The sequence below is a fragment of the Candidatus Cloacimonas acidaminovorans str. Evry genome (assembly GCF_000146065.2).
Classification (GTDB): domain Bacteria; phylum Cloacimonadota; class Cloacimonadia; order Cloacimonadales; family Cloacimonadaceae; genus Cloacimonas; species Cloacimonas acidaminivorans.
The window spans coordinates 541,510-559,504 of the sequence record NC_020449.1; the positions used below are offsets into that span (position 1 = coordinate 541,510).

At 44.8% G+C, this 17,995-nt stretch carries 17 protein-coding genes; 12 read left to right on the forward strand and 5 right to left on the reverse strand.

Annotation, left to right across the window (positions count from 1 at the left end; translation table 11 throughout):
* Positions 1–3: 3 nt before the first annotated feature.
* From CLOAM_RS02335 to CLOAM_RS02350, 4 genes are all read right to left on the reverse strand, one after another.
* A complete protein-coding gene (locus CLOAM_RS02335) occupies positions 4–1,944 on the reverse strand; it encodes a UvrD-helicase domain-containing protein (RefSeq protein ID WP_015424245.1) in 1,941 nt (646 codons plus the stop codon).
* Positions 1,945–1,952: 8 nt separating this feature from the next.
* Positions 1,953–3,842 carry an ATP-dependent nuclease gene (locus CLOAM_RS02340; protein WP_015424246.1) on the reverse strand — a complete coding sequence of 630 codons (1,890 nt, stop codon included), beginning with the start codon at positions 3,840–3,842 and terminating at the stop codon, positions 1,953–1,955.
* Between the two features lie 119 nt (positions 3,843–3,961).
* A complete protein-coding gene (locus tag CLOAM_RS02345) occupies positions 3,962–6,475 on the reverse strand; it encodes an N-6 DNA methylase (RefSeq protein WP_015424247.1) in 2,514 nt (837 codons plus the stop codon).
* Positions 6,476–6,484: 9 nt separating this feature from the next.
* A complete protein-coding gene (locus CLOAM_RS02350) occupies positions 6,485–9,010 on the reverse strand; it encodes a DEAD/DEAH box helicase family protein (RefSeq protein WP_015424248.1) in 2,526 nt (841 codons plus the stop codon).
* Between the two features lie 198 nt (positions 9,011–9,208).
* On the opposite strand from CLOAM_RS02350, the gene CLOAM_RS02355 reads away from it, so the two are divergent.
* From CLOAM_RS02355 to CLOAM_RS02410, 12 genes are all read left to right on the forward strand, one after another.
* A complete protein-coding gene (locus CLOAM_RS02355; RefSeq protein ID WP_015424249.1) occupies positions 9,209–9,634 on the forward strand; it encodes a glycoside hydrolase family protein in 426 nt (141 codons plus the stop codon).
* Positions 9,631–10,089 (forward strand): hypothetical protein, encoded by a 459-nt coding sequence (locus tag CLOAM_RS02360; RefSeq protein ID WP_157859989.1) that lies wholly within the window; start codon positions 9,631–9,633, stop codon positions 10,087–10,089. The genes CLOAM_RS02355 and CLOAM_RS02360 overlap by 4 nt, the downstream gene beginning before the upstream one ends.
* Positions 10,089–10,577, forward strand: a complete 489-nt coding sequence (locus CLOAM_RS02365; protein WP_015424251.1) for a hypothetical protein — start codon at positions 10,089–10,091, stop codon at positions 10,575–10,577. Before CLOAM_RS02360 ends, CLOAM_RS02365 begins: the two co-directional genes overlap by 1 nt.
* Positions 10,574–10,975, forward strand: coding sequence for a hypothetical protein (locus CLOAM_RS02370; RefSeq protein ID WP_044278832.1), 402 nt, complete (start codon positions 10,574–10,576; stop codon positions 10,973–10,975). The genes CLOAM_RS02365 and CLOAM_RS02370 overlap by 4 nt, the downstream gene beginning before the upstream one ends.
* Positions 10,976–10,980: 5 nt before the next feature.
* The gene (locus CLOAM_RS02375) at positions 10,981–12,159 is read left to right on the forward strand and encodes a phage portal protein (protein ID WP_232502717.1); all 1,179 of its coding nucleotides are present in this window, start codon (positions 10,981–10,983) and stop codon (positions 12,157–12,159) included.
* A gap of 73 nt (positions 12,160–12,232) precedes the next feature.
* The gene (locus CLOAM_RS02380) at positions 12,233–13,963 is read left to right on the forward strand and encodes an XkdF-like putative serine protease domain-containing protein (RefSeq protein ID WP_044278833.1); all 1,731 of its coding nucleotides are present in this window, start codon (positions 12,233–12,235) and stop codon (positions 13,961–13,963) included.
* 28 nt (positions 13,964–13,991) lie between these two features.
* The gene (locus tag CLOAM_RS02385) at positions 13,992–14,342 is read left to right on the forward strand and encodes a hypothetical protein (RefSeq protein ID WP_015424255.1); all 351 of its coding nucleotides are present in this window, start codon (positions 13,992–13,994) and stop codon (positions 14,340–14,342) included.
* Complete coding sequence (locus CLOAM_RS02390) at positions 14,342–14,887, forward strand: hypothetical protein (protein ID WP_044278834.1); 546 nt, start codon at positions 14,342–14,344, stop codon at positions 14,885–14,887. The genes CLOAM_RS02385 and CLOAM_RS02390 overlap by 1 nt, the downstream gene beginning before the upstream one ends.
* Positions 14,880–15,176, forward strand: coding sequence for a hypothetical protein (locus tag CLOAM_RS02395; RefSeq protein ID WP_015424257.1), 297 nt, complete (start codon positions 14,880–14,882; stop codon positions 15,174–15,176). The genes CLOAM_RS02390 and CLOAM_RS02395 overlap by 8 nt, the downstream gene beginning before the upstream one ends.
* A gap of 14 nt (positions 15,177–15,190) precedes the next feature.
* Positions 15,191–15,541 (forward strand): hypothetical protein, encoded by a 351-nt coding sequence (locus tag CLOAM_RS02400; protein WP_015424258.1) that lies wholly within the window; start codon positions 15,191–15,193, stop codon positions 15,539–15,541.
* 100 nt (positions 15,542–15,641) lie between these two features.
* Complete coding sequence (locus tag CLOAM_RS02405; protein ID WP_052293571.1) at positions 15,642–16,460, forward strand: DNA adenine methylase; 819 nt, start codon at positions 15,642–15,644, stop codon at positions 16,458–16,460.
* On the forward strand, positions 16,457–17,233 hold the full coding sequence (locus CLOAM_RS02410; RefSeq protein ID WP_015424261.1) for a DNA adenine methylase: 777 nt from the start codon (positions 16,457–16,459) through the stop codon (positions 17,231–17,233). Before CLOAM_RS02405 ends, CLOAM_RS02410 begins: the two co-directional genes overlap by 4 nt.
* On the opposite strand, the gene CLOAM_RS02415 is transcribed toward CLOAM_RS02410, so the two are convergent.
* Positions 17,220–17,987 carry a hypothetical protein gene (locus CLOAM_RS02415; protein ID WP_015424262.1) on the reverse strand — a complete coding sequence of 256 codons (768 nt, stop codon included), beginning with the start codon at positions 17,985–17,987 and terminating at the stop codon, positions 17,220–17,222. The genes CLOAM_RS02410 and CLOAM_RS02415 overlap by 14 nt on opposite strands.
* Positions 17,988–17,995 lie beyond the last annotated feature (8 nt).

Here is a 17,995-nt window from a genome sequence, read left to right on the forward strand (position 1 = left end):
AGTCTATACTCTTTCAATTATCCATCCATTTTGCTTTAGAGCTGTTAGATTTGCTTCGCTAACATTATCATTTTGAAATGCTACACAAAGAAAGTGAGTCGGTCTGCTTAGACCAACATAACAAACCTTAAGAGTAGTCCTGTATGCATCGTTTTTGGGATCATTGTGGGTGCCAACAAAGTAATCAATCAGTCGTTTGGATTCAAATGATCCATTGAAATAGGACTCGAGATAAAGCGTAGCGGTATGTGTCTCACCCTTGACTGAATGAACAGTTCCAATCTTAATGGTAATGTCTGAGACAGCATATGAATTTGATAAGTTATGACATTGCGAATTAATGCCATCTAATTCAGAATCAATAAAATCGCTTAAAGAATCTGTGTTAAACTGCATAATTGTAGCCCATTCGTCTTCGATAAAATTTATAATCTCCAACCACACACACATTGCATACAAACACGAATAATGTTCACATTGTGGATTACATCCATGTGAGTATATTGCTTTTGTCCATTTTGCTGCCTTTTCAAGAAATCTATGATAAAAAGCAGGATGTTTGTCTGCTAACTCTCTGAGTAGAGTATCTTTTGAGTACGGCACTAGCTTACCACTCAGAGAAGTCCTCTTGATTTTTAGAATCTCAAGAGTCCGTAATAAGCCACTTAAAATGCTATTAAATATTTGATTAGATTGATTGTTATCTTCGCTGTGGTAGTTTATTAAGTAGTTCTTTAATGAATCAAATGCTGTTTTGTTGGTTTTCTTAGGTTTCTGATAATCAGGGAAATAACTACCTATCCAAAGCTTGTCACTATTTTCATCTTCTCTTCTGCCGACCCAACCGACTGCTTTATATATTGGGTTATCAATGGTATGCCACTTATCTCTATGCAGCTGTATTAATTCAGAGAATTTTGGTATAACAGATATGGGGTCTCTAAACAGAATAACAGTGGGTGGAACGCATTCTTTACAGAGATCTCCATTCAAATTCTCAGGGCGTATACATACATTTCTAATTGCTGAGGCAATAGAACAAGACAACCGTTTTGAGTTTGGTATTCGTATTGGATTAGGGGCAACATTCCAATCTAAGTCTGCTCGTGCAAAGTTATAAATAGCCTGATTTGGGTCTCCTATCCGCTGAAAAACGGTAGGTGGAATGAATATTTTATCTAATATGTTCATCTGAAGCGCAGTAGTGTCCTGCATTTCATCAATAAAAGCAAAACAAAATCGCCTCGAAAAGACATAGCAAAGATTAGGATTTCTGTTAAGATACCTATCAGCTAGCCAATATGCTTCGTCATATTTAAGATATCCATTAGAAAAAACTTCATATTTTGCATTTAACAAACTCTTGTATGTATCCTTATTTTTATCCTTTAATGGGAATTCAGCAGCACTCCCATTGATACCTAATCGTAGGTCATAATTATCATCTAGCCGAAGATCTTTTATCAATCCTGGATAATGCTTAGATAACCAAGAACGCGCTGCCCTAGATATCTTACTATCCGTCAATTTATCAACATACTCATCATCGAAACGAACTGGTCGCATCCCAAATATATTTAAGAATTCTGGGATGGCTAAGAATTTATCTGTAAACTCCTGTATTGTTCCAAAGAAATTGGGGTATGCGAACAGAATTGATGCTTCAACGCCCATCTTCAACTTGATTTCATCCATAGCAACATTCGTGTGAGTAAGAACACATATTCCTTGATTATCTGTGAAAGGCATGAACCGAGATAGTATGTATAGCTTTGTAATAAGTGCAGTTGTCTTTCCGCTACCAGGGCATGCGATAATGTCCTTTGTATCAAGGTTACAGATAAATTCCATACTTTCATCATCAAAACTAGCTCCTTGGGGCAGGAACTTTCTTGAGGCGTCAGGGATAAGTATTCTAATTTCTTCAGATGTTGGAAGTCTCATGAAAATCCTTACTTATTACAGGCCCATTTGATGGCATCTATTATGTAAGTTAGTTCAGGATCTTGTTCAATCGTCCCTTTTAAATCTGGTTTTTTATCCATGATTTTCTTAGCCAGAACCTGTGCCGTGAGTGCTTTTGACAAATTGGAGAGAAATGGTCTCATGAACTCGTATGGAGAGTCGGTTAAATCTGGAGGATCAAAACTAATTCCTGGCATTTTCAGCACTTCAATCATGGACTCATGTAAGAGGCTTTTTAGACAGCTTTTTGCAAGGCTATATTCCAGTGTCCAATCGTTGTAAGTAATTCTAATATCTGTACCTATACGATCAGGCTTTTCCTGTGAACTTGAGACGAACTGTAAATAATCATCGATCCAATCTTCAGTGAGTGGATGTTTGCCGTCCTTCGTTATTAATGCCGATTGGGAGTGTTTTTTCATCTGTTGCGTGAATCCAACGAGATCAGTTCCAATGTACCTAACATTGTTATCTTCAAGTGTATATACTTTGGGAGGATATTTGGTTAAATGCTCCCTACATGGTACATCACCATCAGCGATGATAGCCACTCTCATTCCCAACCCTGAGCCATCAGTCCTTTGAAAGATGTTCGCATACCGTTTCCAAGCTTTACTTCCTACTTTAACAAGTGATATGCCATATTTGTTAAGGGGAAATCCAATAACATCAGCAATGGCTGGTACAAGCAAATTTTCCGCGTCACCCTCAACAATAATTATACCTTTCGCAAAAAATAGATTCGCTTTAGTAGCGTCAAGAAACCTCTCAAGGAATAAATAATCAATCTGATCAAGCATTGTATAATCATGCCCCATAGGGTAAACACGATTGCCCTTACAAACAATCATATTCTCTAGTGGTATGCTTGAACCTAATATGACACTATGTGTAGTCAGGATGGTCTGACCAATACTATTATAGTTATCTATAAGATATTGTAGAACGTTCAACTGATAATGTGGATGAAGATGAGCTTCCAGTTCTTCAAGTAAAACAAGTTTTAAACCCGTGTAGCCATCTCTTTTCAATAATAGAAATTCTGCAGCTATATACAGCAGATTCATCATACCCAAACTTGGTAAGTTCTTATCTATTTGAAGGGATAGCCTTTGTAGTATTGCCCATAACTCAACGCCAGATAGAGATACAAATGGTTTGTTTTTAATATCTTCGGAAGTATAGCTATTTAGCGCTTGTTCAATCTCATCTATTATTATTTTCCCTTCTGGTTCGATGGGTTTGGTACCAATTGTTAAGCCAGTTTGTTGGCCAAAATACTGCTGGATTTTTTTGTCAGCTTCTTCTACTATCTCTTCAAGGGTATGTGATTCATTTGGCTTCTTCTGGAATGCAGGATGACTTTTCAATAACTGTGCAAAGCGGGATCGACGCCCAGAGGACATTTCTATTTCCGCATCACGAAGTGGCTTAAGATAAGTTACCCTTAATAGATCTCTAGCACCACTCTCAAATACAGTCCCAGTATCATCCATCCCAGCTCGAGTATTAACTATGATACGATCTGTTTTGATTATTGCAGATAACCATACTCTTAACACAAAGTTATTATTTTCGTCAAATCCGAGCCATTCTAAAAAGTTCCCAGCCTCTTGATCTGTGAACCCAGTGAATTCACACTCTATTTTCAATTCTTCAGCACGATTTCCAGCTTGATTACAGTGGAAATCAGTCTCCTGAACTCTTATATACTCATAACTTTGAGTATTTAATATGTATCGCACAGCGTCAATTATTGTGGACTTCCCAGACTCATTTTCACCGATCAAAACATTCAATCCTTGGTTAAAAATTACTTCAAGTCCCGGGTCACCATATTTCCTAAAGTTTGTAATCTTCAATTTTAATAGGTACATATTCCCTCCACCTTTTATATCCTAATATTGAACATAACTTTAGCACTCCTAAATGTCAAATAAGACAAAATATGTCCGATTCACTCAATAGTTCGTATTATGAATCATCTTTGGCAACATCATAATGGTCTTTTTTGATTGGTTTCCCATAAACGGTTTATCCTTTCTTTAATCTTTTGCTCAAAGAGTGCGATTAACTTACGGTTAGCTTCAACGAGCTTTTGTTCAGATTCTATTCGGCTCACAATAATCTGTTGCACATCAAGTTCTGGAATTGATATCTCTTTTTCGACCAACTTAGAAAAGTGGCGATTGTATCCTTGCGGAGTAATTGGGAATGCGAGTAAGTAATAGTACAAATACTTAGGAATGACATTTTCTGTGGTGCTTAATATTTTTATGCCGTCAGCACCTTGACAGAAGTTTTTGGAGATGTATTTGATGCGACATGTGTGGTCACCAAATATGACGACTGGTTTCTCAATTCTCACTAAAGCTCGTTCATCATCAGTCCATCCTGCTATCTCGTGCATAGATTGATCAATTATTGGGTATGCTCCGCTGGAACTGTATTCGGAGGTTTGAATCTTCATAGGTGCAGTCAAGGTGGTAAAAATTTCCTTATATGGGTACGAATCCCACTCCGGATCAATATCAATGTGTGGTTTCCAATTGTCCACAACTTGCTTGGCGCCATCTATGATCTTCTGATAGGAATCCAATTCTGCAACTATCTCTTCCTGGACTGAAAGGGGTGGGAGAGGGATCCGCAAACTTGAATACTGCTGTGCATTGATGTTGGATATTGTGCCAGTTTTTGATTGTTTAATGATCCAATTTGCATAGTACTCAGACTTAGTAAGGTAGAATATAAATCTTGGTAAGGCTTTATTCTTATCAAGGACAAAACGGATTAGATATCCTGCAAAGATAAACCTACCTTTCTGTCGGTGAATATATACCCTACCAACAGACCCTGATCTAGCGAAAAGCAAGTCATCTTCATTCAATAAATATTTTTCATTGATCACTGAGGGAGACACTATATCGTTATCTTTCAAGTTGCCATCGTCATCTATATCGGTTATCCGGATATACCTTGTCTCTCCATCATAATCAGTTTTTGCGGCTCCCGACCCATATTGAGCCTTTTTGACACAGATTTCATCAAGTCTAACAGTATCATATGTATAACTGTTTGATGTAGAAGAGATATACCTCTCCCAGCTAAGATTAAAATCTCCATTCTCTGCCAACCTTGTCTTTTCGACCAAGCTCACATTTTTGTCGGATGCTATATACTCTTCACCAGAAAGCACAGATTCTTTGTATGCCATCGCATTATCAAAGGCGGCAGGGAGGTCATTGGCTTCAATAGGCCTTCTCTGAGCGCCCAAATCAAATCCATCGTTGTTGATCTTGAGGAAAATGATCTTATCAGTTTTTTTGGCAAGGGCTTTATCGATCCAGAGAATAGAGGTTTTTACTCCAGAATAGGGATTGAATACTCCTGCCGGAAGCGATATAACTCCTACAAGGTAGTTTTCTTCAACCAGCAGCTTACGAAGCTGTTTATAGGCGTTTCCACTTTGGAAGATGATACCTTCAGGTACGATGATTCCCGCTCTGCCATTGTTAGTGAGGTGTTCCAGCATATAGTCCACAAAGAGCACTTCACTGCGTTTGGCCTGGATAGTGAATTTATGATGGGGACGGATACCCCCCTTGGGAGTCATAAAGGGAGGATTGGCGAGAATCACATTAGCGTATTCATTCCAGCGTTCTGTGCTGGTGAGAGTGTCATACTCAAAGATCTGGGGGGTGTTGAAGCCATGCAGGTACATATTGACCAGAGAGAGGCGCACCATCTCAAAGGCAATGTCATAGCCCTTTATGTTCTTATGCAGAAATGCCCGCTGATCCGGAGTAAGCAGATCTCCTGTGTATTTTTTGCCATTTTGGATAACCAGCTCATCCAGAGGTGTGTTGTGCATGGCAAAGGTGTGGGGGTCATTTACTTTATCATAATTTGAGCTATTCGTTTTGATGATGTGTTTATAAGCAGAGATCAGGAAACCGGCTGTCCCGCAAGCGGGATCGAGAATGCTGTCCTCCTTTTGGGGATCGATAAGTTCCACCATAAAGTCTATAATGTGGCGAGGAGTTCTAAACTGACCGGCATCGCCCTGAGAGCCAAGCACAGCAAGCAGGTATTCAAAGGCGTCACCCAGTTTTTCACTATGCTCATAGGTAAATTCGTCTATGCATTTCAGAAAGAGTTTCAAGGTTTCCGGGTCACGGTAGGGTAGGAAGGCATTCTTGAAAATATCCCTGAAAAGTGTGGGTATAGAAGCATTATTGGGTATCTTTGTCAATGCGTCCTGATAAAGCATAACCCTGCCCTCGCCACTCAGCTTTTGGTCAAAGAGTCTGTTCCATGCGTATTTGGCATAATCACCTGTAAAATACTTCGGTTTGCCTCCAAGCTCTATGGATTCGTTGTCCATATCATACATAAATTTATAGATCAGAGCTATGGTTATCTGCTCAACCTGGGAACTGGGCACGGGGACTTTACCGACCAGGATATCCCTGGCGTCGTCTATCTTCTTTTTCGTAATAGAATCTAACAAATGGTTCTCCTACATAAACTTATTAAGGACTACATAGTCCTTGATGTATTCCGGGATGGCAGTGCGCCACTTATCTTTGACAGCCTTGAAGTCGTTCATACCGAAACGGGGATATGTGTAAAGTTCCGCGTAGTCCCTGCTGTCAATGATGTCTCTTAACCGATTATCTGTAACATAGGCCTTGAAATAGTATTTGAGCGCAGGTATGTTATCTGTGGTATTGGGTTTAAAAATGGAGATAAACTTGTCAAATTCTGCATTAATCAGCTCGTCTTTGGATTTGAAACCGGGGATGAGGCCAAATGCTTTTTCCACGATCTCTCTGAGAGTTAAGCGGCGATCAAGCTGGATAGAATGTCTAAGCTTCTCCAAAGTAAAGAAATCCTCTGGTTTATCGATAATGTTCTGATTGATATAATCCAAAACATAATCCCATTTTCCGTCGTTGACCCCTTGCTTGACTTTTGGGTCTTGCTTGATCTTCTCTTCGAACTTTTGGAAGTACATGCGGTCGATTTTCATACCTTCTGTTCCAATGGACTTACGATCAATCTTTGCCAGAGGATCGGGAGTGTGAATTTCTGCACTTGTTGCTTGAGGTTGAGGGGGCTCCCCACCAACAGGGAAGGTGGTTTGTTCATTTAAAACAGGGAGCGCCAGGACCTGGTCGTAGTCGAACTTTTCTTCAAAATACTCGCATACTGCGAAGAAATCAAAGAGGATATAGCCTGTTTTGATCTTGTCCTTATGCTGTTCCTTGAGAGATGGATCAATAAATTGCTCGTAGAAATTGTGGAGCCGAGTCCCTCTGCCTTTGATCTGGATGAACTCTGAGGGTGAGAAAATGGGTCGCATCAAGGCTATGTTGAGGATGTCCGTGCAATCGTAGCCGGTGGTCATCATACCGACAGTTACGCATACCCTGGTTTTGGATGTGCGGTAATCAGATATGAAGTTTCCTCTACCGGAAAGGTTGTTGTTGGAGAAGTTGATGGACATTTGCTGAGCCGTAGGTATGATAGAAGTAACCTGCATGGCAAAGTCAGAATTGTATTTGCCAGGGAACATTTTATCAGCCATCTCATTGAGGATCTGGGTAAGTTTAGTGGCATGCCTTTGGCTTACCGCGAACACTATTGATTTACCAATCTCGCCGCTGATGGGATCATAAGCGGCATTTTCCAAGAAAGCACGGCAGAGGGTGACATTGGTGTTCTCCGAAAAGAACCTCTTTTCAAAGTCCCTTTCTTCAAAGTAGGTAATAGATTCCTCTCCTTGGAAGTCCTTTTCCACATAGGCAAAGCCCTGATCTGATAATAACTGGGTGGTTACTTGGGAACGGGCATCGATCACTGTTGGGCTAACAAGATAGCCATCTTTCACACCATCAACCAAAGAATAGCGATATGTGGGTATGCCACTCTTGCAACCAAAGGTCTCATAAGTATCTAAAAGTAATCTGCGTTCATACTCCCGGGTGCTGTTCTCGTTGGGTTTTGCGTTTTTAAGATAGTCTTTTGGCGTTGCAGTTAGACCAAGCTTATAACCTACGAAGTACTCAAACACAGCTCTGGCGTTGCCACCGATGGAACGATGAGCCTCGTCAGAGATTACCAGATCAAAATCGGTGGGGCTGAACTTGGTGCGGTATTTATCGGCTGACAAGAGAGACTGAACCGTCGTTATGACAATATCGGCTTTTCTCCAGTCGTCCTTGTTTTCTTTGTAGATCAAGGATGTGAAATCATTCTTGAGATACTTGACCATATTACGCTGGGCTTGGTCTTCCAATTCCAGGCGATCTACCAGGAAAAGTACTCGGTGAGCGTTCCCAGTCTTAAGAAAGAGCTTTATTACGACAGCAGAGATAAGTGTCTTTCCTGTCCCGGTTGCCATCTCAAATAGGAAACGGTTTTTCCCCTTTCGGACTGAGTTTTGAATCGATTCTATAGCCTTTACTTGATATGGTCGCAGTAAACTGAGGTTGTGCTTCTTCAGATATTCTGCTCTAGTATCCTCGTTGTAGAAATCAGGGCTTTGGTCGTAGTCATGCTTTTGGGTTACCGCTATATAGCCAGAGGTCACGATCTCGTTCACCAATGCATCAGGATCGGGATTGTAGTGCTCGTAGCCCTTCATAGATTCTGGGGTGGGAAATTTTGTGATAATGTAGGGGTTGCCCTGCTGTGTGTCCCAGAAATAGTGTAGATTACCATTAGATAGTAAGATAAACCTACAGTTTTGAGAACGAGCATAGGTTCTGGCTTGTTCTTTCCCCACCAAAGGGCTGTGCTTTTCCGATTTTGCTTCCAGCACAATAATGGGATGGGAATGCTCATCTAAAAGCAAGAAATCTATAAATCCCCTGGATACTTTCTCAAAGTCTGCGCCATATTCATCTATCATTTTTTGCGTGACCTTGGTTTGGTTTTCGAGCAAGATATTGGCTGGTTTGCCCTTCTCATCAAAGAACCTCCAACCTGCTTCTTTCAAAAGATCATTAATCTTAATTCGTGCACTAGCTTCTTTACTCATCCGTTTTCCTTCGGTTCATAATAGATATAATTCTTTACACCTATCTATTACTTTCCTCACAATATGTTATGAATATGCTATATCTATTTCTGTCAAGTCCAAATTCTGTCTCATCCTTGCTCATCCTGATTTGTCAGCATAAAGGGTAGTGCTTTCCTGGCTCCGGATCAATAATCACAACTGGAACAAGGAGATAGCATGACCGAAGCATTGATGAATCGAATCAAAGCTCAGTTAGTCAGACATGAAGGTCTGCGGCTGAAGCCATACCGCTGTACTGCGGGCAAGCTGACCATCGGTATTGGTCGCAATCTCGATGACAGAGGCATCTCCCAGAAAGAAGCTTACGCCATGCTGGAAAGGGATATAGCCGACTGCGAGCAGTGGCTGATCGATGAGATACCTGAGGTTTATAATAAGCTCGATGAGGTACGCCAATCGGTGCTGCTCAACATGTGCTTCAACCTTGGTATCAAGGGACTACTGGGCTTCAACAACACCTTGGCTTTTATTAAAGCCGGAGACTGGGAACGAGCCGCGAATGGTATGCTTGCCTCCAAATGGGCGAAACAGGTGGGTATGAGAGCGATAGAGCTTTCCGAGCTGATGAGGAAAGGTCAGTGATACCTATTCCGGTCGAGACCGATGCCATGCTCGCTATCCTGAATCTGCCCAAAGAGATGTCCAACAATGGCATCTTCAAGGAGCATCAGGGCTTGGTTCTGGAGATGATCCACTCTATTGTGCTGCAGGAGCACTATGATCGGGCAACTCACGATGACCTGCCGGAAGAGGATCCTTTTCTGGTTTCTTTTCGTTTTGGGTTCTGTTTCCTGATGCTGCACTCAACTGCCGAATTTCTCAATTTGAAGACCCTCGGCGAGGGCATAGTCAAGACCGTAGGATTAGACCAGTCCGCTACCGAACTGCTCACAGGGAGCGAAATAGACGCCTTCAAAGCCAATCTTGAGCTGCGAGCACTGACCATCCTGCAAGCCTATCTCAATTCAGCCGGACTGGATCGCTTGAACGAACTCAAGCCCAGACAAGCTCGCCTGATCCGGGTGGGAGTGATCTGATGCAGGATAGCGATACCACTCCAGATGAGATGATGCGGGAGATCTACCTGGCTATCTATGCTGCTCTGGAGAGCCGACTGCATCTGATTGGTTCTGTGATTGATGCCGAGTCCCGCAAGGAGATACTGGCACAACAGATTTACGATAAAGGCGACTTCTATGGCAATACGGGCTATTTGGTGGAGACCAGTCCTGATGCCATGATCCTGAGAGTAGGATCCAACGTCCGTCACGAGCCATTCGTTTTGGGCGGTAAAGTGCCTTCCTGGACTCCGATCGCTCCTCTAATCGCTTGGGTCGAACGCAAGCACCTGTCCTGGACTGATAAAGAGACGGGTAAAGCTCTGACCGTAGCCGAGATCGCTTATCTCATCCGGGGCAAGATCAAGCGGGAAGGCATAGCTGCCCGTAATGTATTCGCTACTGTCATAGCTAACCGGGAGCAGTGGATATACCAACAATTGAATTCAATCGAGGTAAGTCTATGACCGCACTTGAAAAGTACCAAGCCGAACGCAGCTGCATCTCCGAAGCTTTGAAACTAGCAGGATTGACAGAGATACTCTACAACAAGGACAACATCCCCAAGAGCCTCCCTTGCGCAATTCTGATCCTTGATTCTGAGACAGGCAAGAATGGCACTTCCAGACAGTATGTGAGTACAGACCTGGCATGGACAGTATTCCTAATCGTCAATGCCCAAAACGTATCCGATCCGGACTCTGAGCTTTACTCGCTAAAGGAGAAGTTCAGGTCTTACTATCAGAAGCTGATGAACCGGGACCTGCCCAGTGTGGAATACTATACCAGCCGTATCGATGGCACACGCCTGGTCAGGATCGCCAAGATAGATCTGTTGAAAACTGGCATCGGAGCTGGCTCATGAGAGTGATGCGACTAGGTGCTTATAACCTGGCTATCAGTTCTGCTACTGATCTGCTGGAGGCCAAGTACAAGCCGGAGCCCATAGATTTATCCAAGTATCAGAGGATCGGTAAGCAGTTGGTATCCAAGGCTGCCGAGACCAAGAAGGTAGTTTCTCAACCCTATTCGATGAGCAAGCTTCTCAATCTCCTGGATACCGACGAGTACCACTCCGGCTGCATAGATGCCCTCACTATGGCTACTATCATGCAGTTCGATTGCAAGAACAGCCAGGTTAAGTCCTGGATGGAAGCTGCCGAGTTTCCTGCCTGTGAAGATCAGACCACTATCTTAGGCGAGCTGATGAAGTTCTATCTGGCTTGTGGAAATGGCTTCCTGATCAAGATGCGGAACGCTCAAGGTGAGTGGATAGGACTGGAGCGCATGCTTCCCTCGGAAGTTCAGATAGTGGAGAACTACGACGAGTTCGGCTTCTTCAAACCCAACTACATCCAAGTCAAGAACAACCAGAAGAAGGACTTTGCCTACGAGGACATCATCCACGTGAAGAAGTCCACCCATAGATCTAACGCCTGGGGCCTGGCCTGCCTGCCCATAGCCATCAACATCGAGATATTGGGTGAGATCAAGACCTTTGATTACAACAACTTCAAGAACGGTCTGATGATTGACTATTTCGTGATCGTAGAAGGTGGCACCCTCAGGGACGGAATCGTTACCGATGAGCAGGGCAATGAAGTGCTGACCGATGCCTATACCGAGATCGAGAAGGCACTCACCGAGGTCAAAGGCAATGCCAAGAGCCACTCCACTGTCTTGATCGAGAGTGAGAGCCGGGACGTGAAGATACGCCTCGAACCACTGCGTCAGCAAGATAGAGAAGGTGGCTTTATCACCCTCAAGAAAGACCTCAGGGAAGGTATCCTTGCCTATCATAGAGTACCTGCCAGGATCGTCTCACAACTCATTCCCGGGCAGCTTGGTGGCGATAACCGAAGCGATATGCTGATGTTCTACCAGTTCGTGGTCAGACCGCTGCAGAACCGCCTGGCTTTAGCTCTGGCAAACGAGTTCAACTTTGATTTCGGCTGGAATGTGAAGCCGGAGGACTTCAACTTCGGTAACCTGACCGAGGTACTGCAGACTGCTGATGAACAGCTCTTTATGCAAAATCGCAATTTGTAGGCTTTGGAGCGCAATAACTATGTATAACTATTCAACTGACAATCAACTAAACAACAATACTAAAGGAGGTAGCGTGAATCGTAAACGCACCATTCTCAAGGGAGAACTCCGCAACGTGGAAGTCGAGTTAGTCTCGCTCCTCTTCGGAGAAATGACTCCCGCCAACCAGAAGGGCTTTGTGGTCAAGAACGCTTCCGGCAGAAGCTTCGAACACAAGATCAACTCCAGCAAGTTCAAGAGTGAAACGAGTGGCACTCAAGGACGGCTTTATGTCACTCTGATGGAGCCCAACATCCACGATTCCCAGGGTGACTATTACACCCGGGAAGAGATTCAAAAGGCCTGTGACCACTTTGCCAAGCACGGCTTAGTCGGTAAATGCGATGTGAACCACAATATGCAGCCGGTACCTGAGTTCACCGTGGTCGAGAACTACATCCTCAAGACCAGCGACCGGGAACACTTCCCCGATACCAAGGTGGGTGCCTGGGTCCAGGTCTTGAAGTGTGAAGATCTGGGCAGTGAGCTCTGGCAGAAGGTCGAGAAAGGCGAGTTCAATGGGGTATCCATCTATGGCAGAGCTGATGACTACAGCGGAACTGAAGCCAGCTTATCTGAGATCAAGAACGAGCTCAACAACCTGCGTAAGGTAGCGGAGCATAACAACAACTCCGAGCTGCAGAAGGGCATTACTGCTATCACTGAGAAGATCAGTGAGTTGGAGAAGGGCAATCCCAACCTCCAGATTGGTGATGCCATCTACAGCATCGAGAAGAGCCTCAAAGACCTCTCTGTGACTATGTCTCGTGCCATCTCGAAATCAATACCCGGAGAGCCTGATGCTAACCATTCCAATGTGGACAAAGAGGTTACCATCGATGGCAATAAGATCATGGTCAAGGCCAGTCATCGTGAGATCTACAAGGGTATCTCCGACGTTGACTCCGGCAAGGCTATGAACATCCTCACCGCCAACACCACTTCTCTGTTTATAGATGAGGTGATCAGCAGCCAGCCCGGAGACACCCTCTCGGACATCTCGGTGCTGCCGCTACTCAAAGACGAGAAGATCGACGTCGGTCTGATCGATGACCTGGTCTTCAAGAATTCCCTCGATGGAGCTCTGACGGCTCAGAATGTATCGACTGCTGATCTCTCCGTTCCCACCGGGATACTCAATGCCGAGTTCACCTTAGGCAGAGATGTGGTCGAGTTCTACAAGGACAAGTACGGTGAAGATGCCTTCGGTGCCTATGTGGAGAACCACATCGCTAAGAAGACCGAGAAAGCCATCCGCATGCTGCTCTTCAAGGGTGATCGATCCTCTGCTACTGCCAAGATCAAGGCTCTGGATGGAGTGGTCAAACTGGCTACCACCGCCACCGACGTCACCAACCTCTCCAAGGCCACCTACACCGACTGGGCGAAGCGCTTTGAAGCCGCTCTGCTGGCATTCTCCGACGAGATGTTGGAAGAGCAGGAGAACTTCAAGTTCTACGTCAGTCATAAAGACCTGATCCGTATCAGGGCTGAACTCGCCAAGCGTGAGACCGGAGCAGGAGATCGCCTGCTGCTTGAAGGTGGCAATGTCTCCTTTGCGGGTATCCCCGTAAAGCCCCGTCTCATGGATGCTGATTACATCATCGGCGGTCTGCCCAAGTTCATCATCATCGGCTATCGCACTGATGCCGAACTCAAAGTCGAACACCACGGAAGTGACTGGAAGTACCACTGGTACATCCGTATCCGTCCCGGCATCACCTACATTTCCGGCTTCGTGAAAGTGTTCAAACTCACTACATAGTTAACAACTTAAAAGATAAGGAGTATCTATGGACTTCATTATTGCCAATCAGGAGTTTATCCTGGGTCTGATCTCGGCTCTGGTGGTCTGGATCATCTCCAGAACCACCGGAAGTGTAATCGACAAGGCCAAGGTAAACTCGGCTCTGGCTATCATCCTGGACATCATCCAGGACATCAAGATCAACCCTGCCACTAAAGACCTGGACGATTATGCCAAGAAGCAATTGGCAGTGGAGCGGGCTACCAAGTCCCTCCCGGCCAAGCAGACTAAAGTCATCCTCAAGGTTTTCGGCACTATCGGAGGAGCCATCGAGTATGTGTTCCACAACCGCAAATGGCTTTTCTCTATCGGCAAGGCGATCAAAGGGGTGTTCTGATGCCTCAGCCTGTTTCGCAGCCTATTTACCCCTCCAATATGACCGATGCTGATCTGGGGTTCAGCAAGCTGATGGATGTCTTGATTGCCGATCTCGTCTATTTCGGGATCGGCACCTATGATCAGACCTCCATCGATACGCTGTATGCCACTCAAGGCTCGGTCAAGACGGAACTGACCACCAACTTCGATCTGCTCGGTGAACTGGCCGAGAAGCCCGGTAAGACGGACTCCAAGCTGTCCAAGCTAAAGACCCGTAACTATACCATCCCGGGCAAGAGAACCAGCACGGTCGAACTTAACATCTCCGGACTCTCCACCAAGCAGAAGAACTTCCTGGAGAGCACTCTATTCATGAGCAAGGATACCACCATCGTGGTGGTCTCCAAGGAACTGGATCGGGTGGTGATCTTCACAGGACTCCGCTGGACGGTTGACTGGTCGGGAGAGGCTGACGGCCTCTTCAACGTAGTCATCTCCACCGAGTTCTCCGGAGTAACCTCCAACAAGATCTACCTGCTCAAGGATATCCCTGCGGGTGTCTGATCTAACAGCACTTCGCAACTACACTCTGAATAAACAAGGAACCAAGATGGATTGCCTGTGTAAACCTGAAATCGCGGGGTCCTCGCAGCACGACTTGTCGGGCTGTGGGGTGCTCAAAGAAAAGATAGACAGTGTGCACGAAGAGATCTATGGCAATGGTGACAGCAGCAAGTCACTGGTAACCAGAATGGCGAGAGTGGAGACAAACATGAAGATACTTCTGTCCGTCTCCACCTCGCAGTTCTTCCTGCTGTTGGGCATTGCCCTCAAGATGTTCTTCGGCAACTGAAAAAGGACTATTCTATGAAGCGAGAACCCAAACTCAGCTATAGCCAACTGCGGCAAATACTCTGCCTCACTATCTCCAATGCGACCCTGAAAGCCAAGCTGGAGGACTTCCTCTCCGGCCAGGCAGCCAAGGTGAGTGAGGTGGAATTGCTGGAACTGATCAGCCAATCGGAAGCCGATAAAGAGCTGATAAAAATCATCTCAGGAAGAGAACCTGACGAAATGGATGCCCTTGAAGCCCTGGAGCATATCTCCGCTTTTTTCGTCTATATCAGAGCCAACAAAGAGAGGTTCGCAGGTTGGCTCGGGAGTTTCGGATTGGCGGTAACAGCGTCTCCAAATACCCCTTCGAGAGGTTCGAAATGATCCTGCGTAAACTGGGTTTCACTAACGAGGACTTCGAGTCTCTCACCCTCCCTGAGCTGTATCTCAGGCTCTGTATTACCGACCCGAAAGGAGATGCTTGATGGATGCCATCATCGGCTGGATAGGCGGTAAACGCCTCCTGAGAAAGGTTATCGCTCCCTACGTCCCCAAGGATATCACAGGCTTCATCGAGCCTTTCGGTGGTGCTGCCTGGATGCTCCTCTACAAAGAGAAGTGGGGAGATCTGGAAGTCTATAACGATCTCGACAACCGCCTGGTCAACCTCTTCCTGCAGGTGAAGTATCATCCTGATGAGCTGATCAAAGAACTGGACTGGTTAGTAGCCAGCCGCAAGCTCTTTGGCGATATCCTCAAGCAGGAAGGATTAACCGAGATACAGCGGGCTGCCAGGTTCATGTACCTGATCACCAGATCATTCGGCTCAAAAGGTGACAGCTTCGGCACCTCTCAGAAGCGTGGCACCTCCAGTATGTATAACCGACTGGAACGCATCAAGGAGCTCCACAGACGCCTGGATATGGTAATCATAGAGAACCTCTCTTATGAGAAGGTCATAGAGAAGTATGATACTAAGAGCAACTTCTTCTATTGTGATCCACCCTACATGCTTGGCTATACCTACGAGAACTCCAAGCAGTTCAGTCATGAGGACTTGTGTGCCAAACTCAAGAAGATCAAAGGACGCTTCATCCTCAGTTATGACGATAATCCCGAAGTGCTCAAGCTATACAAGGGCTTTGATATCAAGCACGTCACAAGAACCAAAGGCATTAACCGCAAGGAAGGCAAGAGCGAGTTCAATGAAGTGATCATCGCCAACTTCGATCTTGTAGAATCCGAGCAGGAGAACTCCAAGCTCAATACTAAACCAAGCAAAGACATCAGGGGGCTTTCATGAATAGCATCATCTCCTGGGTAGGCGGTAAGCGTATCCTCCGCAAGAAGATCCTGCCCCTCATCCCCAAGCATGACATCTATTGCGAAGTCTTTGGCGGTGCGGCCTGGATATTGTTCGGTAAGAGCGCCAACAAGGAAGACTGGCAGCTGTCCAAGAAGAGCCGCTATACTGAGGTCTATAACGACATCAATGGCGACCTGGTCAACTTCTGGAAATACATCAAGAACCATCCGGAAGCCTTCGTTACCGAACTGAACAACTACTTGATCGCCAGAGAGATGTTCGATAACTTCATGAAACATGAACCCAGAACTGAATTGGAAAGAGCGATCAAGTTCTATTACAACCTCGCCTGCAGCTATGGTTCACGCTCCAAGAACTTCTGCGTTAATCAGGGCTACAAGTACATGCCCCTCCGGAATATGGATAAAGTGAAAGAAGCCTCGGAACGCCTGCGGCACGTGATCATCGAAAAGCAGCCTTGGGAGAAGATCGTAGCTCGGTTCGACCAACCTCATACGTTCTTCTATCTGGACCCTCCCTACTATACCAAAGAGCACCTCTACGAGCGTGAAGACGCGGATGCTTTCAACCAGCATGAAGAGCTGGCCGAAGCCTTGAAACAGATAAAAGGCAAGTTCCTGCTATCCTACAACAATGATCCTTACATCAGACAACTATACGATGGCTGCATCATTGATGAAGTCGAGACACAGTACACAGTGTCTGGAGCGTTCCAGACTAAAATTGAGCTGCTGATCAGGAATTATTGAGCCGTTTGTATATTGAAAAGCCTTCAGGGTATGCGTAAAACATGATAAAGTGGAAAGTATTCTCATACTTTGAGGCTACCTTGGGTGATTGTTTGACTGTTAAAAAAGCATCCATGATTTGCTTCAAGAACCCTAATCTGTCTTCATCTTTGGTATATGCATCAAACCACTTCACAACAAGAAAACTACATTTTTCACTTTGTAGTTTGGCTTTATAAGGAATACGAGGGTATCTCACTATGTTGCGCATGCAGAAGTTTATTATCTGTGGTTCGTCTTCGCTAAGAATTGTGCTATTGTACTTGTACTCGGCAGTGGGCGTTAATATTACCCCAAACCAGTCGGTGCTTTCATACCATTCCGAAGCTTCATCTACAGCATTACCCATAACGAGGTTAAGTCTCAAGTCAAACAAATACTCTCCAAAGCTTATTGCACCGCGAAAGAAGACGTTATTTTTGAGGGAGAATTTGAATATCTGCTTAACAAGATCAATCAGGAACATGATCGTTAATCCTTCGAGTTGTTTGTTCTTGTCGATTGTGGAAACTCCAATGAATATTGTGTCTGAAACAAAGAGCACATCTACGATTACAGAACCATTCAGCTCTTTGAATATAACATCCCTCTGTTTTTTAATGTTTTCCTGCAATTCTCTCCAGAGTCTTGGGAAATCACTTTTCGTTTTTGTAACGAATTCACGATACCCTAAAACATCGAGCATCAGTATGTATCCTGTTTTGTTAGTTATCATAGTAACCT